This window comes from Mesorhizobium sp. L-8-10 (assembly GCF_016756635.1).
Classification (GTDB): domain Bacteria; phylum Pseudomonadota; class Alphaproteobacteria; order Rhizobiales; family Rhizobiaceae.
In genome coordinates this window covers 5,599,759-5,618,725 of sequence record NZ_AP023263.1, presented here as the reverse complement: position 1 = coordinate 5,618,725, position 18,967 = coordinate 5,599,759, and the positions used below count along the sequence as shown (strand labels likewise).

Below are 18,967 nucleotides of genomic sequence, written 5' to 3'. Positions count from 1 at the left end.
GGCGGAAGCGGGCGTTGGCCGCTTGCCGATGACCGCGATCTCCTGCGGGAGGTGAGCGGATGCGGGAGGTAGATCAGTTGGACACCCACGATGCGAATCTCATGGGAGGCAATCGTGCTTCCGCATTCGATCTGGACGAGGATCAGCGCAATATCCTCGACCAGGCCGACCGCTTCGCGCGCAACGAGCTCTATCCTCTGTCCGAGCGCATGGATGCCGAGGAGTGGTGGCCCGAAGACGCCTTCGCCAAGATCGGCGACAACGGCCTCTTCGGCGTGAGCATCCCGGAGAAATATGGCGGCGCTGGCCTCGACCTGATGGCCGCCGGCCTCGTGCTGCAGGGGCTGGGGCGGTGGAACCACGCGCTGGCGCTGGGCTGGGTGGCCCACGACAATCTCTGCGCCAACAACATCTATCGCAACGGCAACGAGGTCCAGCGCAAGAAGTATCTTCCCGGCCTCTGCTCTGGCCGCAAGATTGGCGCGCTGGGCCTCACCGAGCCCGGCGCCGGTTCCGACGCGCTGGGCTCCATGCGGACCACCGCCCGGCGCGAGGGCGATCATTATGTGCTGAACGGCAGCAAGATCTTCATCACCAACGGGCCGATCGCCGACGTGCTCCTGATCTATGCCAAGACAGACAGGGAGAAGGGCGCCCACGGCATTTCGGCCTTCATCGTCGAAAAGGACTATCCCGGCTTCCGGGTCGCACAGAAGCTCGAAAAGATGGGCTATCGCGGCAGCCAGACCGGCGAGCTGGTGTTCGACGAATGCCGCGTTCCGGCCGACAATCTCGTCGGCGAGGAGAATCGCGGCGTCTCGATCGTGATGAGCGGTCTCGACCTGGAAAGGGCGATGATCTCGCCCCTCTGCCTCGGCATCGCTGAGCGGGCGTTGCAGCTCTCTGTCGAATATGCGCAGACGCGGCAGCAGTTCGGCAAGCCGATCGGCTCGTTCCAGATGGTGCAGTCGATGCTGGCCGAGATGTATGTGCTGGTCGAGACGATGCGCGCGCTCACATACCGAACGCTCGCGGCGGCGGCGCCGCTCGAGGTGGGCGGAGGCGGACGAGGCGACATCCATATGCTGACCGCCGCTTCGGTCATGCATGCCGCCGAAGCCTGCCATGCCGTGCTCGACAAGGCGGTCCAGGTCCATGGCGGCATGGGTTATATCTGGGAGTCCGAGATCAATCGGCTCTACCGTTCCATCAAGCTGATGGAGATCGGCGCGGGCACCACCGAGGTCCGCAAGATGATCATCTCGGGCGAACTCTTGGGGGACATGAAGCGCCATGGCTGAGCCGGCAGCGGATGCGCCCGCCTACGGGCTGGGCGACGACGAACTCGCCGTCCACCCGACCGTCTATCGGGAGGGCGCCTATGCCGGAAAGACTGTGCTCGTTTCCGGCGGCGCCGGCGGTATCGGCCGCGCGACGGCCTGGCTCATGGGCAGGCTCGGCGCCAGGCTGATCCTCGCCGGCCGCAGCGCCGAGAAGCTGGCCGCCGCCGTGGAGGCCATGCGGGCGAGAGGGCTCGATGTCGACAGCATGACGGTCGACATACGCGAGCCCGAGAGCGTCGCCGGCCTGTATGGCCGGGTCGCGGAGGCGGGCGGATTCGACATCCTGATCAACAGCGCCGGCGGCCAGTTCCCGCAGGCCGCGATCGACTTCTCGGTGAAGGGCTGGAATACGGTCGTCAATACCAACCTCAACGGCACCTGGCACATGATGCAGGGCGCGGCTCGGCTGTGGCGCGACGCCGGTCGGCCCGGCAGCATCGTCACCATCGTCGTGGTAACGCGGCAGGGACTGCACGGGGTCGCGCACACCATCGCGGCGCGCTCGGGCGTCGTCGGCCTGACGCAGGCGCTGGCCGTGGAATGGGCGCCGCTCGATATCCGCGTCAACTGCATCGCGCCTGGAGTGATCGAGACGCCGGGCTGGCGCGTCTACGATCCCAACGCGCTCGAGGCCTATCCGAAGTCCAATCCGATGATGCGCAACGGTACGACGTGGGAAGTTGCGGAGGCCTGCGCCTATCTCGCCGGGCCTGCGGCAGCCTATGTCACCGGCGAAGTACTGAACGTCGCGGGTGGTTCTCAGCTCTGGGGCGAGACGTGGACCATCGGCAAGCCCGACTATTTCAAGGGCTGACGGATATGCCGGACGCCGACTCTCAATGTCACGTGGAAGCTGGCGGCACCTGTTTCGCGCCCACCGTCCGGCTATTTGAAGAGCGTGCCGGCGAACTTCATGTAGGTATCGACCACGAAGTCAGGTGGCCGGGTGTAGCGCCCGTCGACGAAACAGAAGCGCGCGCTCAGATATTCGCGGGCGCTGAGCAGCATGTGGGTCACCACCTCGATCTCGTTAGGGTCGGTGATGCGCAGATTGCCGCGGTCGAGCTCATATTTCATCGCGCGGCGGTAACTCTCGGTCTGCTGCTGGAGGTGCCGGCGAAAGCCCTCCGGCGCCTGTACCGGTCCCTCGCTCAGGATCTTGAACAGATGCGGCGCCTGTTCGAGGAACTCGAAAAAGGCCGAGATGCGCGCGCGCTCGCGTTCCATCGCGCCGTCGGCCGCGAGCACACGCTCGCGGATGTGGGAGTGAAGCTGCCGGCTGATCGCCGGCAGGAGCTGGTCGAGAAGATCCTGGCGCGACTCGAAGTAGTTGTAGAACGTGCCTTGGGCCACACCGGCGCGATCGGTGATACGGGCAATCGACGTTCCCGCGTAGCCATATTCTCCGACGATTTCGACCGCCGCATCGAACAGCGCGTTTCGGGTCGCCTCGGCCTTCTCGGCGCGGTTGGGCCGACGTTTCGCGGGTCTGGCTAATGTCATCGTGACCGCAATATGACTGGATCTGAAAGGAATGCACGGACTGCCCAAGCTAGTGGCAGGCGAAAGCCGTGTCAATGAAATGAATTATGAGCCATGATTCATTTCGCTTTACTTCAGACGTAAATGCGGTACGCTCCATTCGTGCTCGAGGAGGAGCGTCAAGGGCTTCGACGGAGCCAGCGCCGGTGGAGGCCGGCGGCATACGACAGCAGGAGAGCCGGCGCGTGGGCCTGACGGTCCGCGAACGGTGTCGTGCGGACAGAGGGAGGAGACGATGAACCAATTTTCCGGGAAACTGCTCGCCGCGGCCTTGGCCGCGGCCTCACTTGCCGCGCCCGCGACGGCGGCTGAACTCATCATTTCGACCGGCCTCGGGCAGCCGCACATGTGGGTGGCCCACCACATGAACCCCTTCGCGGATGCGATCGAAAAGGGCAGCAACGGGGACATCACCTTCACGCGTTTCTACGCAGGCGAACTGACCTCGGTCGGGCGCGAGCTCGACGCCTTGACCAGCGGGGCGATCCAGGTCGCCGCGCCGTTGCTTGCCCCTTATCATGAAGGCCAGTTTCCGCTGTCGGACGTGACCCAGCTGCCTACCTACGGAACGGATTCGCCGATGGTCACGCGGGCCTTCCAGAAGCTTCTCGATTCCGATGTCGAGCTGAAGGACGGCAAGACTTTCTATCAGTACGAAATCGCCGACAAGGGCATCCGCGCCTGGGCGCTCGGCGCAACCGCCCCCTATTCCATTTCCACCGTGAAGAAGGTTCTCAAGGAGCCGGGGGATTTCCAGGGCGTTCCGCTGCGGGCCGGTTCGGCCATCCATACGATCGTGCTGGAAAAGCTCGGGTCGACACCGGTGACGCTGCCGGGACCGCAGGCCTATGAAGCGCTTTCGCGCGGCACGATCGAAGGGATCATCATCGCGATCTCGGACTGGCCGTCCTACTCGATCCAGCAGCTCCTTCGGCATTCGATCACCGATGTCTCGATCGGGCATTGGGAGAGCTATCTGGCGATCAGCGACGCCATGTGGAACGGTCTCACCGACGAGCAGAAGAAGCTGTGGGACGAAACCGCACGCCGCATCGGGGCCGAGAACGCCCAGATGTGGGAAACCAATGTCGGCGTCGTGAAGGAAAAGTCGATCGCCGACGACGGCGGCTCCTTCGTTGCGGTCGGCGAGTTGTCGAAGGAAATGCAGGACCATATCGGCAAGGCCGGCGCCGAGACCTGGTTCGCCTGGATCGAGAAGACAGAGGCGAACGGCCACCCGGCCAAGGCGACGGCAAAACTCTATGCGGAGCTGATCATGGCCGAAGGAGGCAAGCTGCCGGAAGGCGTGGCCGCCTATCTCGGGCTCTGACGCGCCTTGGGCGCGCCCGTTCGCGTCCGTTACCTTTCCTCGTTTCCTTTGGCCGGGACAGACCATGTCGAAAGACCTGATCATCTGGTTCGTCGCGCTCTGGTTCGTCGCATTCCTGACGCTCGGGCAGGCGGTTGCGACCGTGCTGCTCGGCGCGGGCATTGTCGGGATCCTGCTATGGACGGGCCCCGGGGTGCTCGGCGGCATCCTGGGTCAGGATATCTTCTACACGGCCTCGGCCTATACCCTCTCGATCATTCCGCTTTATCTGCTGATGGCGCAGCTTCTGTTGCGCGGGGGCGTGATCGTCGACCTGTTCCGGGTCGGGCATCGGCTTGCCGGCTATCGACGCTTCCCGCTGGGCATCGCGACGATCGTCACCGGCGGATTGCTGGGAGCCGTCTCCGGTTCCGGCACAGCCAGCGCGGCGGCGCTTGCGACGCTCGCCGGGCCCGAACTCGAGCGCGTCGGCTATACGAGGTCCTTTTCGGTCGGGCTGGCGGCGGTCTCGGGATCCCTGTCCGTGATCATCCCGCCGAGCCTGCTCATCATGATCTACGGTTCGCTGACCAGCATTCCGATCGGGCACCTGTTCATGGGCTCGGTCGGACCGGGTCTGCTGTGCGTTGCCGTCTATATCCTCTGTCTCAGGATCTTCGGCGAGATCCGGCCGGGCGCGGTCGACGGCGTTGGGGGTGACGAGCCGGAAGACCCGGCGATGCTCAGGCGTTCGTTCAGCGCATTCCTCTTCGTCATCGCGCTGATGCTCGTGGTCTTCGGCGGCATCTATGGCGGCGTGGTTACGGTCGGCGAGGCGGGAGCGATCGGCGCTTTCGCGGCCTTCGTCGGCATGATCGCGATGCGCCGCGTCGGTTTTCGCGAAATCGCCGAGGCCCTGGTCGATTCGGTCAAGGTCAGCGCCATGCTGCTGATGCTGCTGATCGGCGCGCAGATCTTCTCGCGCTTCCTGTCCTTTTCCCGCCTTCCGACCGAGATTCTCGCTTTCGTCGCGCCCTTGCTCGACCAGCCCTATCTCCTGGTGGTGATCCTGCTGGCGGGCATCTTCATCGCCGGGATGTTCATGGAGGAGGTGACTATCATCGTGCTGATGGTGCCGATCGTCCTGCCGATGATCGAAGCCGCGCAGATCGACCTCATCTGGTTCGGCGTGATGGCCTGCTTCATGATCTCGCTCGGCCTGCTGACGCCGCCGGTCGGACTGGTCGCCTTCTCGGCGGCGACGGCGGCCAGGGTTCCGGTGGGACCGGTGTTCAGACCGGTGATGATCTTTTCCTCGGTCGCCGCGGTCGTCGTCACCGCGGCGATGATGATCTTCCCTGCCGTCGTCACCTGGCTCCCCAGCCATCTCAATTGAGGCAACGTCATGCGGTTCTGGAAGCTGATCTGGCAATTCGAATGGGGCATGGCCTCGATCGGCGCCGGCCTCTGCCTGCTCGCGATGATGCTGATGACCGTCATCAGCGTCTTCGGCAGATATGTCCTACATCTCGACCTGATACCGGGCGCCTACAACATCATCGAACGCATCCTGTTTCCGCTCATGGTGTTCTGGGCGCTGCCGACGGCGCATCGCGAAAAGACGTTTCCGCGCCTCGAGAGCTTCCCGGGTGCGCTATCGCCATTCTGGCGGACCGTTGTCTCCGCCTTCGTGCTCGCCGTGGAGATCGTGATTTACGGGATCGCGCTGTGGTTCGTGACGCGCTTCGTCTGGGGCAGCATCCAGAGCGGCAGGCCCATGCAGGTGGGCACCAATTTCTGGCCGCTCTGGCCGGTCCTTTTGATGATGCCGCTGGCCTTCGCGCTGATGCTTCTGGAAATGGCCCGGCTCCTGGCCGCCGATGTGCGGATCCTCGTCGCCACGACAACAAAAATGAAGAATGAATCATAGTTCATTTTTGTTGACAGTGGCTGATAGCCGGAACACAAGTTGCCAGTTGGACACGACAGGAGGACACGTGGCGACCTTTGATCCTTTCGATGGCGAGACCGTGCGGGCCCGGCTCGCCGGCTTCCTTCGGAACCAGATCGGTGGTGCCGTCACGGTGGGGCCGCTTCGCCGCTTCACCGTCGGATTCTCCTGGGTGACCTACGGATTTCGCGCAAGCTGGGATGATGGCGAGAGGCTCGTCGAGCGCGATCTCATCCTGCGTGTCGGGCCGCCCAACGGGATCTTCGCTCCATACAAGGCCTCGCCGGAATTCCTTACTTTGAACGCGTTGCAGGGCAGCGGCGTTCCGGTGCCAAAGGTCTATTGGTACCGCGACGAGAGCGACGTGCTCGGTGCGCCCTTCTTCGTCTGCGACCTGGTCGCCGGCGAAGCGCCAATCCCCTGGACCCACGATGGCGGCCCCGCCTTCGACGATCGCAGGCGTGAAGATCTCGGCGGCCAGTTCGTCGCGGCTCTCGCGTCGCTCCACAATTTCGACTGGCGGGGGACGCCAGTTGCCGGCATCGACGGCTCGACCGACGTCAATCGCACCGCGTCCGATCAGATCGGCCTCTGGGAAGGGCTGCTGCGCCGTTGGTCGCCGCGTCGCGTCCCCATGCTGGAAATGGCCGCGATCTGGCTGCGCGACAACGCGCCCGTCGCTCCCAGGATCGCCATTGTGCATGGCGACTTCCGCATCGGAAATTTCCTCGAGGCCGACGGCCGCATCACGGCCATGCTCGACTGGGAACTGGTGCGGCTCGGCGACCCGATCGAGGACCTCGGCTGGATCTGCCTGCAGGCCTGGCGTGGTCGCTCGCCTCATATGTGCCATTTCTTCCCGCGCGAGGAACTGCGCGACCGCTATGCCGCATTGACCGGCATCGACGTCAGCCTGTCGGCGATCCGCTACTGGGAGGCCTTCGGCACCTACAAGCTGGCGGTCATGCACTACGGGGCGACACACTGCTTCGCCGAGCGCGGTTTCAACGATCTGCGCATGGCCGGCATGGGCGCCCAGATTCCGCGCATGCTCCTGCAACTGGAAACGGCCATGGAGCGCGCTGCATGAACATTCCCTTGGAGCGGCTGATCGAAGGCATCGTGGCGACGCTGCGGGCAGATGTGATCCCGAACGTGACCGACGGATATGCGCGCGGCCAGGCGGTCGGCGTCATCGACCTGCTCAACAATATCGGGCCACGCATCGAATGGGCGCGTGAGCCGATCCTGGAGGCGGTGTCGGAGAAGACCGCACTGTTGCGCAGCGTCGGCGAACTCATGCCCGAGTTCCCCTCTGCCTCGGCAGGAACGCCGCCCGCGACGATGTCGACCGGCGCGCTTCAGGCAGAGCGAGACAGGCTCGACGCGGCGATCGGCGACGTGCTTTGCGCCATCCACGACGGCTGTGGCGAAGGCGAGGCCCGGCGGCAGGCGCTCGGCCTTTTGAAGCAGCACATCCACGACGATGTGGCCCGCGAGATGAAGCTTACGCGCAAGCCGCTCTTTGCCGAGATTGCCAGCGGCACGGACGCAAAGACGGCGCGATAGCGTTTTTCGAGGCCCAGAGAGGGGCCGGGAGGTCAGGAATGGGGTATCACGTCGATCCTCGCATGCCGAAGCCCGAGCAGTGCATCCAGCGCTACATGATCGAGCGCTGGGCGGCCGAGCAGCCCGACAAGATCTTCGCGATCTTCCCGGACGGCCGGCAATGGACCTATGCGGAAATGCAGCGCATCGCGATCCGCACCGCCAATGCGCTTCGCAAGCTCGGCGTAAGGCAGGGCGAGCGCGTCCTGGTATGGCTGCCCAACGGGCCCGATTGTTTGCGCATCTGGTTCGGTCTCAACTATCTCGGCGCGGTCTTCGTGCCGCTCAATCTCGCCTATAAGGGAACCCTGCTGCAGCACGCCATCGGGCTCGCCGAGACCCGTCTCGCCATAGTCCACGCCGATCTGCACCAAAGGCTCGCCGACATCGACAGGAGAATGCTGCGTGAGATCGTGGTGCTGGGCGGCCAGGCCGATCCGGTGGACGAGCTCGTCCTGCACCCGGCCGGCACTGTGGAATCGGATGACGAAACGCCGCCCGCGCTCGATCGCGAGATCGTCCCCTGGGACCTGCAGTCGATCATCTTCACCTCGGGCACGACCGGGCCGTCGAAGGGCGTGCTGTCGTCCTATGTCCATCTCTACAACATGGCCGTGTCCGCGCCGTTCCTGTCCGGTGACGACCGTTACATGGTGAACCTGCCCATGTTCCATTCGGGCGGGGTGATGCCTGTCACCGCCATGCTGATTCATGGCGGATCGATCTCGATGGTCGACGCCTTCGATACGGAGTCCTTCTGGCCGACCGTGAGCAAGACCGGCATCACGACCACGATCCTGCTCGGCGTGATGGGCGGTTTCCTGCTGAAGCGTCCGCCGAGTCCGGACGACAAGACGCACACGCTGCGCACCTGCACCTACGTGCCGCTCAACGACACCGCGCCGCAGTTCCATGCCCGCTTCGGTACGGACATCCACACCCATTTCAACATGACCGAGATATCGATGCCGATCGTGTCCGAGGCCAACCCGACCGCACTTGGCAGCGCCGGTCGGCCGCGCAAGGGCGTCGATGTGAGGATCGTCGACGAGAACGACTGCCAGGTGCCGATCGGCGCCGTGGGCGAGATGGTGGTGCGCACCGATTGCCCCTGGGCGATGAACCATGGCTATGCCGGCAATCCGGAAGCGACGGCGGCGGCCTGGCGCAACGGCTGGTTCCATACCGGCGACGGTTTCCGCCGCGACGCCGAAGGTAATTTCTACTTCGTCGACCGTCTGAAGGATGCGATCCGCCGCCGCGGCGAGAACATCTCGTCCTTCGAGGTCGAATCCGAGGTGCTGGCCTTCCCGGCCATTCGCGAGGCGGCGGCAGTCGCCGTGAAGAGCGAGATCGCGGAGGATGAGGTCATGGCGGTCGTGGCCTTGCGCGACGGCGAGGCTTTCGACCCTGCCGATCTCATCGAGTTCCTGCGGCCGCGCATGGCCCACTTCATGATCCCGCGCTACGTGCGCGTGGTCGATGCCCTGCCGCGAACGCCGACAGCCAAGATCGAGAAGGTCAAGCTTCGCGTCGAGGGCCTGACGCCTGACACATGGGACCGCGATGCCGCCGGCATCGTGGTGAAGCGCGAGAAGATCGGCCGCGCCTGACGGCGCCGGCGTGCCGACCGTACCATCGGGACGAGACATCGATTGTCGGAAGGCACGGTGCTGGGGATCAACAATGTCAGGGCGCCCTTGGAAGCGCCCGGAAAGGCGCGCGGCGCCCTAGGTAAGGAGCATCGATGTTCGCAGAGCTTTCGGATCGGGCCAACGCGCTTCGTGCGAGGCTCGAGACCTTCATGGCAGAACATGTCTATCCCAACGAGCACGCGCTCCTGGCGCCGTCGCGCGAGGGTAAGGACAAATGGGCTCCGCGTCCGCTGCTTGGCGAGTTGCAGGCGAAGGCGCGGGCGCAGGGACTGTGGAACCTCTTCTACAATCACGGCTCCGAAGGGCAGGGCCTTTCCAACTACGAATACGGCCATCTGTGCGAGGTGCTCGGCCGGTCCCTCGCCGCGCCGGAGATCTTCAACTGCAACGCGCCAGATGTCGGAAATATGGAGATCCTGTCGATCTACGGGACCGACATGCAGAAAGAGCGCTGGCTGAAGCCGTTGCTCGAAGCCGAAATCCGTTCGTGCTTCGCCATGACCGAGCCCCGGGTCGCTTCGTCGGACGCGACCAATATCGAGACGGAGATCCGGCGCGACGGCGACCACTATGTGATCAACGGCCGCAAATGGTGGGTCACCGGCGCGCCGTCGGAGCGCTGCAAGGTGGCGATCGTGATGGGCAAAAGCGACCCGTCCGCGCCAAAACACAAGCAGCAGTCGATGGTCCTGGTGCCGATGGACGCGCCAGGGGTCACGGTGGAGCGGGCGCTGTCGGTCTACGGATACGAGCACGCGCCGCTCGGCCATGGCGAGGTGGTGTTCAGGGATGTGCGTATCCCGGCCGGGAACATGCTGCTCGGCGAGGGGCGCGGCTTCGAGATCGCGCAAGGCAGGCTCGGCCCCGGCCGCATACACCACTGCATGCGTTTCATCGGGCTCGCCGAGCGGGCGCTGGAGATCATGTGCAAGCGTTCGGCATCGCGGACGGCCTTCGGCTCGACGCTGGCCGAGATGGGGGCGGTGCGCCAGGCGATCGGCCAGTCGCGTTGCGACATCGAGCAGGGCCGCCTGATGACGCTGAAGGCGGCCTGGATGATGGACACGGTCGGCAACAAGGCCGCCCGGAACGACATCGCGATCGCCAAGATCGTGGTGCCGACGATGGCCGGAGCGGTGATCGACCGCGCGATCCAGGTGCATGGCGGCGGCGGGCTGAGCCAGGACTTCTTCCTTGCCGAAGCCTTCGCGGAGACACGCTTCCTGCGAATTGGCGACGGACCGGACGAGGTCCACCGCGAGGCGCTTGCCCGTGTCGAACTGGCTCGCTACGCTTGAATGAAAGTAAGTGAAAACAAGGCTTTGATCATGAACTCTCTAGAACAAGGTGTGAAGCTGGTAACGCCAGGGCGGACGATCGGCGAGGGGGATGTCAACCTCTTTGCCGGACTGGTGGGCGACTTCACGCCCGTCCATGTGGACGAAGTCTTCGCCAGGACGACGCCTCACGGCACGCGTATCGCGCATGGGCCGTTGGGGATGGCCACGGCGATCGGGATGCTCACCCATACCGGCATATTGGGAGAGCGGGTCATCGGCCTGGTCAACCTGAACTGGGATTTTTCGGGGCCGGTGAAGCTCGGCGACACGATCCGGTCGCGCGTGACGGTCGAGGAGTTGCGGCCGACCTCGAAGCCCGGCCGCAACCTGGCGACCTTCGTGCTGGAGGTCGTCAATCAAAACGAAGAGGTCGTGCAGCGCGGCCGCATGAAGGTGGTGGTTCGCGCCGACTGAGCGCATGGCCAGCAGGAGGGATCAGACCATGGCGAAGAAGTTCGTGATGCGACCCGAGGACGAGCTGATGCATCAGCCCGACGGGTCGAGCAATTTCAATGAAAGCGTCTACACAAACGGCTTCAACACGGCCTCTCCCGTGGGCGGCTGGATGCGTCTCGGCAACCGCGTCAACGAGGGTTATGCGGAACTGTCCGTCTGTCTTTATCTGCCCGACGGCCGCATCGCCTGCCAGTTCCAGCGCCCGGCGATCGCCAGCAATGAGCGTTTCGACGCTGGCGGCCTTTCCTATTCGGTGATCGAGCCTTTCAGAAAAGTGTCGATGCGCTTTGCCGGCGAACTGATCATCGTCGATGATCCCGAGGCCTTGCGCGAGCCGCAGACGCTGTTCGCGTCGGGGCCGAGGCTGCCGGGCGAGGTCGCCTGGGTGCATGAGGCGGAATCGCCGATCCATGGCGGTGAACCCGTCGACGACACCGTACAGACGATGTACGGCCGCGACTTCTCGCTCGGCCATTTCAACCAGCATGGGCGAGTTCGGGGCGAGATCCGGGTCGGCCATGAAAGCTGGCCGATCGACGGCCGCGGCTGGCGCGATCACTCCTGGGGCCCGCGCTATTGGCAGGCGATTTTCTACTACCGCCTGTTCATCGCCAATTTCGCCAATGGCGACGGCTTCATGCTGCTCAAGATCACCGACAAGAACGGCGTCTCTCGCCGCCAGGGCGTGCTTCTGGTCGACGGCGACTATGAGGAGGTCGTCGATATGGATGTTTCGACCGAGTGGACGCAGGCGCAGGACCCTGCGCGTCTGGTGCTGGGCGTGAGAACCGCAAAGCGGAAGGCGAGGATCACCGGCGAAATCATCAAGCTCGCTCCGCTGCGCAACCGGCGCAAGGCCGATGGCGAGACCCTCGTCTCTCGCATCGCGGAAGGTTTCACCCGCTTCAAGTGGGATGGCCGGCAGGGGTACGGCATGACCGAGTATATCGAGCGGATCGAGGACGGGAAGCTTGCGGGCTATCCGCTCTAAGAGCAGCGGACCCGAAAGTGGCCCCGGTTTCGGGAGGAATCCGATGCGCAAACTAGAAGGTAGAGCGGCAGCGCCGAATTCATCGGCGCGTCGGCCGCTCTAAACGGACGGAGCCAGGCGCTCGAGGCGGGCGGTGACGCTTTCCAGGCGCGACAAGGTGTCGGAGACAGGATCATGGAGCGGCTGGCGATCCACGACGAGGCCCCGATAGACGATATCGGTGATGCCATCGGCCGTCGTGTCGAGCTCGAAGTCGCCTTCGTTGCGGAGGAATGCCCAGGTGCGATGTTCGATGCAGCCATAGACCATGTCGCGGACGAGCGACGGCGAGATGTCGGTGCGCAACTCGCCTTCGGCCACACCTGCCTTAACCACGTCGATGATGCGGTGCGTATAGGCCTGGTTGAGCTGGAAGAGTCGCGTCGAACGGTAGTCCGGATCGGGCCGAAGCTCCTGGAAGACCAGACGGCTCAGCGCCGGATCGCGCCGGATCGACGCCAGGTGATGATGGATGATGAAGCGGATCCGGTTCCATGTGCCGCGCACGCCGGCGAACTGCTCGTCGTCGCTGGCGATCATCTCCTCGTACCAATGCTCGACGACCCTGACCAGAAGGTCCCGCTTGTTGGTGAAGAAGCGATAGATGCTGCCTTCCACGACGCCGGCCCGCTCGGCGATGTCCGAGATCAGCGCGTCATTGTAGCCCTTCTCGGTGAACACCGCGCGGGCGGCAAGCATGATATCGGCTATCCGACGCTCGGCCGGCAGGCGATTGACCTGCCGCCTTGTGCCCGTCTGCGCCATGAGACGTCTCCTGTTCGCCATTCTGGTGCCGGCTCGCGTGAAGCGAGCGCCTATGTCCTTCCTAGGATTCGGCGACCGTCTTCGCAAGTCGGGCCGAATCCTCGCGTCCCTCATCGTGATCCATATACCGCAGGTTGCGCAGAGCTGCCCTGGAAAAGAGAGCAGTTGCGTGAAGCTCGATCTTCGGCGGCGAAGAGTTCGGCCAAGCGAAGACAAGTCCTTGGGCGACAGGGCTCCCGGGTCGCAGGAGCGCGGAGCCATACAACCTCGGGCTCGGACCTTGGATGACCGTTGGTGAATTACATTCATTTTATGCGCGATGTCCTGTGGTTCATCCTTTGTTGGGTTCCGACGCCATTTTCAAGCCTCGCGTGGAATTTTTGCTTTTGCCGGACGCTGTATTGCCGTTGACAAATCTACCTAGTAGTGAACATAATTCATTTAATGATGCCCCGGCGCCTGTGGTGGCATGGGGCTGCGGTCTCGGGAGGAGAGCGCCGTCATGATCCATCGCCTGAACCAGGAGCGCATCGTCCTGCTTATCGCAGCGGCGCTGTTCCTGTTCTTCTCGGTTTCGCTCAATGGGTTTCTCGACCCGGGGAACCTGTTGTCGCTGGTCCAGAACGTCTCCATCCTGGGTATCCTGGGTGTCGGCATGGCGCTGGCCATCATCGGGCGGGGCATCGACCTTTCGATGGTCGCCACGATGGCGCTCTCGGTCGCCTGGCTGCTCGACATGCTCAACAACGGCGCGCCCATCCCGGTCGCCCTTCTTTGGGCGCTGGGTTTCGTCATCCTCGTCGGGCTGATCAACGGCGTGCTCGTCGCCTATGTCGAGATCCCGGCGATCTTCGCCACCCTGGCCGTGGGCATCCTCGTCTACGGCTTCGGCAAGACATGGCTCGTCAATGTCGACGTGGTCTACCTGCCGGCGGGAGACGGCTGGTTCTATCGTATCGGCAGCGGCCGCATCCTCGGGGTCCCGACTTCGGTCGTCATATTCGCGGCGATCGCGCTGATGGCCTTTCTGTTCCTGCGCTATCTGAAGCCGGGCCGCTTCATCTACGGCATGGGCGACAATCCGCTGGCGGCACGTATCACGGGTATCCCCGTGCGGCCGATGATGGTGGTGCAATATGTGCTGATCGCCGTGATCGCCTTCGTGGCCGGCATCGTCACCGCGACCGCGGTTTCCAGCATGAACACACGTGTCGCCCTGTCGACCCAGGTCTACGACGTCATCCTCGTGGTCGTGCTCGGCGGCATCGGCCTTTCTGGCGGCAAGGGCGGCATCCGCAATGTGATCGTCGGCACGCTGCTCATCGGCATCCTGCTCAACGGCATGACGATCATGAACCTCACCTACACCATGCAGAACATCCTGAAGAGCGTGATCCTGCTCGCCGCGATCGTGATCGACACGCTTCTCAATCCCCGGGACGAACAGACGGCGCAGCATGGGGATATCTGATCGGCGCAGCCGTATCTCTGATCGGCGCAGCCGTATCTGACCCGCCGCGGCCGTGGAGGAACGGCCGCGCCAGTAAGGACCAGACAAGTGGAGGAAAGCAAATGAAAAGCCTGAAACTGCTCGCGCTCGCCGCAACCGTGTCGCTGACGGCGGTCTTGCCGCCGGCTCATTCGGAGCCCTTCGATGACGGTCAGTCGAAAACCTACTACGACACGCTCAAGGGCAAGAAGGTCGGCTTCGTGCCTCTTTCCATGGGCTTCGACCTGACCGAGGGCTGGAATGCCGGCCTGCAGAACCAGGCCAAGGCGCTGGGCTACGCGGTCGAGGTGCGGGACCCCAACTGGAACACCGAAGCCGGGACCCAGGCCGCCAACGGCTTTATCGCCGAGAAGCCCGACGTGCTGATCCTCCATCCGCTCGACATGCAGGCCTATAACCGCATCGTCCCGAAGGCCATGGCAGCGGGAATCAACGTCGTCCAGATCAATCTCAAGTCGGTCACCAACGGCGACGCCTATGTCGGTACCGACTGGTACGAGATGGGCGTCAAGCAGGCCGAGGAGGTGGTGAAGGCCTGCGGCAAGGAGAGCGGCAAGAACGGCAAGGTCGCCTTCATCCAGGGCATGCTGGCGACCCCCACCGCGACCATTTCGGGGCAGGGTGCTGCCGACGTCTTCGCACAGCATCCCGACATCCAGGTCGTCGCCACGCAGGCCGCCGACTGGGATGCGACCAAGGCCCACGCCATCACCTCGACCATCCTGAAGCAGCACCCGGACCTGTGCGGTATCCTCGGTCTGTGGGACGGGCAGGACGTCGGAACCGCCGCGGCGCTGCGCGAGGCCAACATGTCCGAACAGGTGTTCCTGGTCACCTCGGGCGGCGGCAACAAGGCAGCCGCCTGCGACAATATCGAGAACGGCAACTTCGATGCCTATTATAGCTACGATGTGCCGGGCCAGGCGCGCGACCTGAACTCCGCTGTGAAGATCCTGCTCCAGACCAAGCCGGCCCCGGGCAGCGCGCCCTTCGCGCTCTACACGCCGCTGAAGCGCATCACCAAGGAGACGTTGACGCCGTCGTCCTGCTGGACGCTGGACGAGTTGAAGGCTTCCGGCGGCTGATGATCATGCCCTGACTGGCGACGCGGCTCCGCCGCGTCGTCGCTTTTTACTTCGCAGCGGCTGTCGCCCGCAATCAGATCATTGCACAGGCGCATGGCGGCCCATCTTGCGCCGAGACGGAGCTTCGGATGTCGGCATCGGAAACCTATGCGCGCTGGCGATATCGCCTCGTTCCCGACCATGTGGTCGGCGAGGTGCTGGCGAAGACCTGGATCGACAATGCCATACCGGTGCTGATCCTCGGCGTCGTGCTGGTCTATTTCGGCATCGAAATGCCGGAATTCCTGTCGGCCTCGGGCTTGTCCGACATCTCGCGGGTCTTCGGCGAATATCTGTTCATCGCCGTCGGCATGACCTTCGTCATGATGGCTGGCGGCATCGACCTCAGCGTCGGCTCGAACTTCGCGCTGTGCAATCTCGCGGCCCTTGCCCTGATAAACTATCTGGAACTGCCGCTCATTGTCGGTATCCCGGCCGTCATGCTGGTCGGCGGGCTGGTCGGCCTCGTCAACGGCATCCTCATCGGCTACCTGCGGCTCCGGGCCTTCCTGACCACGCTGGTCATGCTGATCATCGTGCGCGCCATCGTCGACATGCTTCTCCTGCAATATGCGATGACCATAGGCCGCGGCTTCAATGCCTCGGCGGCGTGGGAATTCATGGCGATCGGCTCCGTCTTCGGCATTCCAGCGAGCCTCGTCGTCTCCGCGGTCGTTGCGATCATCGCCCATATCGTGCTGACCCGCGTGCGTTTCGGCTGGCATGTGCTAGCGGTCGGCGGATCACGCCGGTCGGCCTACAATGCCGGCATAAAGGTGCGCCGCACGGTCTGCGCTACCTATGTCATCTCCGGCCTCATGGTCGGCCTTGCCGCGTCCTTTTATGCGGCGCGCCTGTCGAGCGCGGGGTCCGACGTGGGCATGGGCATGGAGGTCACCGTGCTCACCGCCGTGGTGCTTGGCGGCATCAGCCTCGGCGGCGGCCGCGGCTCTGTCGTGAAGGCCGTGCTCGGTACCATCATCGTGCTGCTCGTCCAGAACAGCCTGATCCGCATGGGACTGCGCAGCGGCGCAAGCTCGCTGGTCCTGGGCTCGATCCTGCTGCTCGCCGTCGCCATCGACGTGCGCTGGCTGAAGAACCGCCACAAGGTGCTGGCGCGCGCCTATGTCTCGCCGACCTATTTCAGGCTGCCGCCGCTGCCGGAGACGGCGGAAGGTTCCAACTCCGATTATGCACTGAACGACAGGCTGCGGGGCGTCGAAGCCATCGGCCTCGGCGAACTCGATGGTCCGGAAGACGTCATCTTCGACAAGGACGAGAACCTCTATTGCGGAAGCCGGCACGGCGACATCATCCGCTTCTTCGCGCCCGACTACAAACGCTGGGAGAACTTCGCCCATATCGGCGGCCACCCGCTGGGCATGGCCTTCGACGCCAAGGGCAACCTGCACAGCTGCGTGGGCGGCATGGGCCTCTACATGATCACGCCCGATCCCGAGCGCAAGGTCGTGAAGCTCTCCGACGAGACCAATCGCAGCCTGCTGTCCGTCGTGGACGATTCACGCCTGAGGCTGGCGGATGATCTCGACATCGCTCCCGACGGCCGCATCTTCTTCTCCGAAGCGACGGTACGCTATGAGATGTATGACTGGATGGTCGACGCGCTTGAAGCGCGCGGCAACGGCCGCATCATCTGCTACGACCCCAAGGACGGTTCCTCGTGCACGGTGCTGCCGAACCTCCAGCTACCGAACGGCATCTGCGTGGAGCCCGGCGGGCAGTCGCTGCTCTTCGCCGAGACCTGGGGGTGCCGCATCACCCGTTGGTGGTTCGACGGACCCAAGAAGGGCCGCAAGGAAGTCGTGATCGACAACCTTCCCGGCTACCCCGACAACATCAACCGCGCCTCCGACGGCACTTTCTGGTGCGCGCTCTGCGGCATGCGCTCTCCGGTCTTCGACCTGGCGCTGAGAATGCCGCAGTTCCGCCGCCGCATGGTCCTCAAGGTCGCGCGCGACGAATGGCTCTACCCGAATATGAACACCGGCTGCGTCATCAAGTTCGATGCCGAGGGCAATGTGCTCGACGTGCTTTGGGACCTCGGCGGCGAGGCGCATCCGATGATCACCTCGATACGCGAGCACAAGGGCTATCTCTATCTCGGCGGCATCTACAACAACCGGGTCGGCCGGTACAAGATTCCCGGAGCCGACCCGAACTGGACGTCGCTCTCGTCCTATTGGGGGAAGAAGTCGTGATCGGCGCGGTTCGCAGAATCTGGGACAATTTCCGCGGCAGCGGCGAAGCGGCCGTCACCGTGCCGCCGATGGACGGCGCCCTTCGCCCCAACCGGACATTGGAGGAAGCCGTCGCTTTGCTCGCCGCCGAAGCGCCGGACAACCTCGTCTTCGACGGGACGCGCGGCTATTTTTCGAGCGGCGGCGTGGTGCTCGCTCTCGACGTCTCGAACGGGCAAGCATCGGAACTGTACCGCTTCGACCGGACGGTCACGGCGCTCGGCGCCGGCGTGGATGGCGCGCTGGCGATCGGTCTCGATGACGGGCGGGTCCTGTTGCGGGGAGGAGCTCACGACGGAAAGGTGATCGACAGCCTGTCCGGCCGCCCCCTCGTCTGTACGACGGCGCTGCTCTTCGCGTCCGCTGGCGAATTGACCGTGGCGCAAGGGTCGGCGTCGCGGCCGGCGAGAGAATGGAAACATGACCTGATGCTGTGCGGCGCGACAGGTTGGGTCGCCCGCGTTGATCTGGCGAGCGGAAAGGCGAGCCTGATCGGCGACCGGATGAGCTGGCCCTACGGCCTCGCGGCTGCCCAGAACGGCGCGATCGCGGTCTGCGAGAGCTGGCGTCACCGGATCGTTCTCTTCGACCGGGACGGCGGGCCGGCAAGGCTGGTGCTCGAAGACCTGCCCGGCTATCCGGCGCGGCTGGCGCCGGCTTCGGGAGGCGGTTATTGGCTGTCGGTGTTCGCCCCGCGCAACCAACTCATAGAGTTCGTGCAACGGGAACCCGAATTCCTTCGCCGCATGATGGCCGACATCGAGCCGGACTACTGGGCGGCTCCGGCGCTCAAGGCATCCAGCACGTTCCTGGAACCGCTGCAGGGCGGAGCGCAGAAGCATCTCGGCATGCTGAAGCCATGGGCGCCGACCCGGTCCTACGGCCTTGTCGTGCGGCTCGACCGCGACTTCCGTCCGACCGGCAGCTTCCATTCGCGTGCCGACGGCACGAGGCATGGGATCGCGAGCTGTGTCGAGGCCGGTGGCAGGCTTCTGGCCGCAAGCTTGGGCGGCGGCGCGATCGTCGCCCTCGATCTGCTGATCGCCACACCGGCTCGGATGCAGGCGGGAGAATGA

17 protein-coding genes are annotated in these 18,967 nt (G+C 64.2%); 15 read left to right on the top strand and 2 right to left on the bottom strand.

Translation table 11 applies throughout. The features are described from left to right. Nucleotides 1-59: 59 nt before the first annotated feature. Nucleotides 60-1,301 (top strand): acyl-CoA dehydrogenase family protein, encoded by a 1,242-nt coding sequence (locus tag JN280_RS26320; protein WP_202306698.1) that lies wholly within the window; start codon nt 60-62, stop codon nt 1,299-1,301. Then, the gene (locus JN280_RS26315) at nt 1,294-2,157 is read left to right on the top strand and encodes an SDR family NAD(P)-dependent oxidoreductase (RefSeq protein WP_202306697.1); all 864 of its coding nucleotides are present in this window, start codon (nt 1,294-1,296) and stop codon (nt 2,155-2,157) included. The genes JN280_RS26320 and JN280_RS26315 overlap by 8 nt, the downstream gene beginning before the upstream one ends. 71 nt (nt 2,158-2,228) lie before the next feature. On the opposite strand, the gene JN280_RS26310 is transcribed toward JN280_RS26315, so the two are convergent. Then, nucleotides 2,229-2,846: a TetR/AcrR family transcriptional regulator gene (locus JN280_RS26310; RefSeq protein ID WP_202306696.1), complete on the bottom strand. Its 618-nt coding sequence runs from the start codon at nt 2,844-2,846 to the stop codon at nt 2,229-2,231. 274 nt (nt 2,847-3,120) lie between these two features. On the opposite strand from JN280_RS26310, the gene JN280_RS26305 reads away from it, so the two are divergent. The 9 genes from JN280_RS26305 to JN280_RS26265 all read left to right on the top strand — a co-directional run bounded on the left by JN280_RS26305 (nt 3,121) and on the right by JN280_RS26265 (nt 12,195). Continuing rightward, the gene (locus JN280_RS26305; RefSeq protein ID WP_202306694.1) at nt 3,121-4,215 is read left to right on the top strand and encodes a hypothetical protein; all 1,095 of its coding nucleotides are present in this window, start codon (nt 3,121-3,123) and stop codon (nt 4,213-4,215) included. Between the two features lie 64 nt (nt 4,216-4,279). Next, a complete protein-coding gene (locus tag JN280_RS26300; RefSeq protein ID WP_202306692.1) occupies nt 4,280-5,590 on the top strand; it encodes a TRAP transporter large permease in 1,311 nt (436 codons plus the stop codon). A 9-nt stretch (nt 5,591-5,599) separates the two neighbouring features. After that, nucleotides 5,600-6,124, top strand: a complete 525-nt coding sequence (locus tag JN280_RS26295) for a TRAP transporter small permease (RefSeq protein ID WP_202306690.1) — start codon at nt 5,600-5,602, stop codon at nt 6,122-6,124. Between the two features lie 67 nt (nt 6,125-6,191). Continuing rightward, nucleotides 6,192-7,235, top strand: coding sequence for a phosphotransferase family protein (locus JN280_RS26290; RefSeq protein ID WP_202306689.1), 1,044 nt, complete (start codon nt 6,192-6,194; stop codon nt 7,233-7,235). Next, entirely contained in the window at nt 7,232-7,714 is a 483-nt protein-coding gene (locus tag JN280_RS26285; RefSeq protein WP_202306688.1) for a hypothetical protein, read from the top strand. Before JN280_RS26290 ends, JN280_RS26285 begins: the two co-directional genes overlap by 4 nt. A 38-nt stretch (nt 7,715-7,752) precedes the next feature. Continuing rightward, nucleotides 7,753-9,366, top strand: coding sequence for an AMP-binding protein (locus tag JN280_RS26280; protein ID WP_202306687.1), 1,614 nt, complete (start codon nt 7,753-7,755; stop codon nt 9,364-9,366). A 134-nt stretch (nt 9,367-9,500) separates the two neighbouring features. Beyond that, entirely contained in the window at nt 9,501-10,706 is a 1,206-nt protein-coding gene (locus JN280_RS26275; protein WP_202306686.1) for an acyl-CoA dehydrogenase family protein, read from the top strand. 30 nt (nt 10,707-10,736) lie between these two features. After that, complete coding sequence (locus tag JN280_RS26270) at nt 10,737-11,162, top strand: MaoC family dehydratase (protein WP_202306685.1); 426 nt, start codon at nt 10,737-10,739, stop codon at nt 11,160-11,162. A 28-nt stretch (nt 11,163-11,190) separates the two neighbouring features. After that, entirely contained in the window at nt 11,191-12,195 is a 1,005-nt protein-coding gene (locus JN280_RS26265; RefSeq protein ID WP_202306684.1) for a DUF7064 domain-containing protein, read from the top strand. A gap of 99 nt (nt 12,196-12,294) precedes the next feature. Here JN280_RS26265 and JN280_RS26260 read toward each other — a convergent pair whose 3' ends face one another. Further along, nucleotides 12,295-12,999 carry a TetR/AcrR family transcriptional regulator gene (locus JN280_RS26260; protein WP_202306683.1) on the bottom strand — a complete coding sequence of 235 codons (705 nt, stop codon included), beginning with the start codon at nt 12,997-12,999 and terminating at the stop codon, nt 12,295-12,297. A gap of 502 nt (nt 13,000-13,501) precedes the next feature. Here JN280_RS26260 and JN280_RS26255 point away from each other — a divergent pair. The 4 genes from JN280_RS26255 (at nt 13,502) to JN280_RS26240 (ending at nt 18,967) form a co-directional block, all read left to right on the top strand. Then, the gene (locus JN280_RS26255; protein WP_244742101.1) at nt 13,502-14,470 is read left to right on the top strand and encodes an ABC transporter permease; all 969 of its coding nucleotides are present in this window, start codon (nt 13,502-13,504) and stop codon (nt 14,468-14,470) included. 101 nt (nt 14,471-14,571) lie between these two features. After that, a complete protein-coding gene (locus JN280_RS26250; RefSeq protein ID WP_202306680.1) occupies nt 14,572-15,594 on the top strand; it encodes a sugar ABC transporter substrate-binding protein in 1,023 nt (340 codons plus the stop codon). A 128-nt stretch (nt 15,595-15,722) separates the two neighbouring features. Beyond that, nucleotides 15,723-17,852: an ABC transporter permease gene (locus tag JN280_RS26245; protein WP_202306678.1), complete on the top strand. Its 2,130-nt coding sequence runs from the start codon at nt 15,723-15,725 to the stop codon at nt 17,850-17,852. After that, nucleotides 17,849-18,967: a strictosidine synthase gene (locus JN280_RS26240; RefSeq protein ID WP_202306676.1), complete on the top strand. Its 1,119-nt coding sequence runs from the start codon at nt 17,849-17,851 to the stop codon at nt 18,965-18,967. The genes JN280_RS26245 and JN280_RS26240 overlap by 4 nt, the downstream gene beginning before the upstream one ends.

Coding starts and splice junctions, on each gene's coding strand:
- JN280_RS26310 (WP_202306696.1), bottom strand. CDS start 2,846: ATGACATTAGCCAGACCCGCGAAACGTCGGCCCAACCGCGCCGAGAAG.
- JN280_RS26280 (WP_202306687.1), top strand. CDS start 7,753: ATGGGGTATCACGTCGATCCTCGCATGCCGAAGCCCGAGCAGTGCATC.
- JN280_RS26260 (WP_202306683.1), bottom strand. CDS start 12,999: ATGGCGCAGACGGGCACAAGGCGGCAGGTCAATCGCCTGCCGGCCGAG.
- JN280_RS26300 (WP_202306692.1), top strand. CDS start 4,280: ATGTCGAAAGACCTGATCATCTGGTTCGTCGCGCTCTGGTTCGTCGCA.
- JN280_RS26275 (WP_202306686.1), top strand. CDS start 9,501: ATGTTCGCAGAGCTTTCGGATCGGGCCAACGCGCTTCGTGCGAGGCTC.
- JN280_RS26265 (WP_202306684.1), top strand. CDS start 11,191: ATGGCGAAGAAGTTCGTGATGCGACCCGAGGACGAGCTGATGCATCAG.
- JN280_RS26285 (WP_202306688.1), top strand. CDS start 7,232: ATGAACATTCCCTTGGAGCGGCTGATCGAAGGCATCGTGGCGACGCTG.
- JN280_RS26295 (WP_202306690.1), top strand. CDS start 5,600: ATGCGGTTCTGGAAGCTGATCTGGCAATTCGAATGGGGCATGGCCTCG.
- JN280_RS26315 (WP_202306697.1), top strand. CDS start 1,294: ATGGCTGAGCCGGCAGCGGATGCGCCCGCCTACGGGCTGGGCGACGAC.
- JN280_RS26320 (WP_202306698.1), top strand. CDS start 60: ATGCGGGAGGTAGATCAGTTGGACACCCACGATGCGAATCTCATGGGA.
- JN280_RS26245 (WP_202306678.1), top strand. CDS start 15,723: ATGTCGGCATCGGAAACCTATGCGCGCTGGCGATATCGCCTCGTTCCC.
- JN280_RS26305 (WP_202306694.1), top strand. CDS start 3,121: ATGAACCAATTTTCCGGGAAACTGCTCGCCGCGGCCTTGGCCGCGGCC.
- JN280_RS26250 (WP_202306680.1), top strand. CDS start 14,572: ATGAAAAGCCTGAAACTGCTCGCGCTCGCCGCAACCGTGTCGCTGACG.
- JN280_RS26270 (WP_202306685.1), top strand. CDS start 10,737: ATGAACTCTCTAGAACAAGGTGTGAAGCTGGTAACGCCAGGGCGGACG.
- JN280_RS26255 (WP_244742101.1), top strand. CDS start 13,502: ATGATCCATCGCCTGAACCAGGAGCGCATCGTCCTGCTTATCGCAGCG.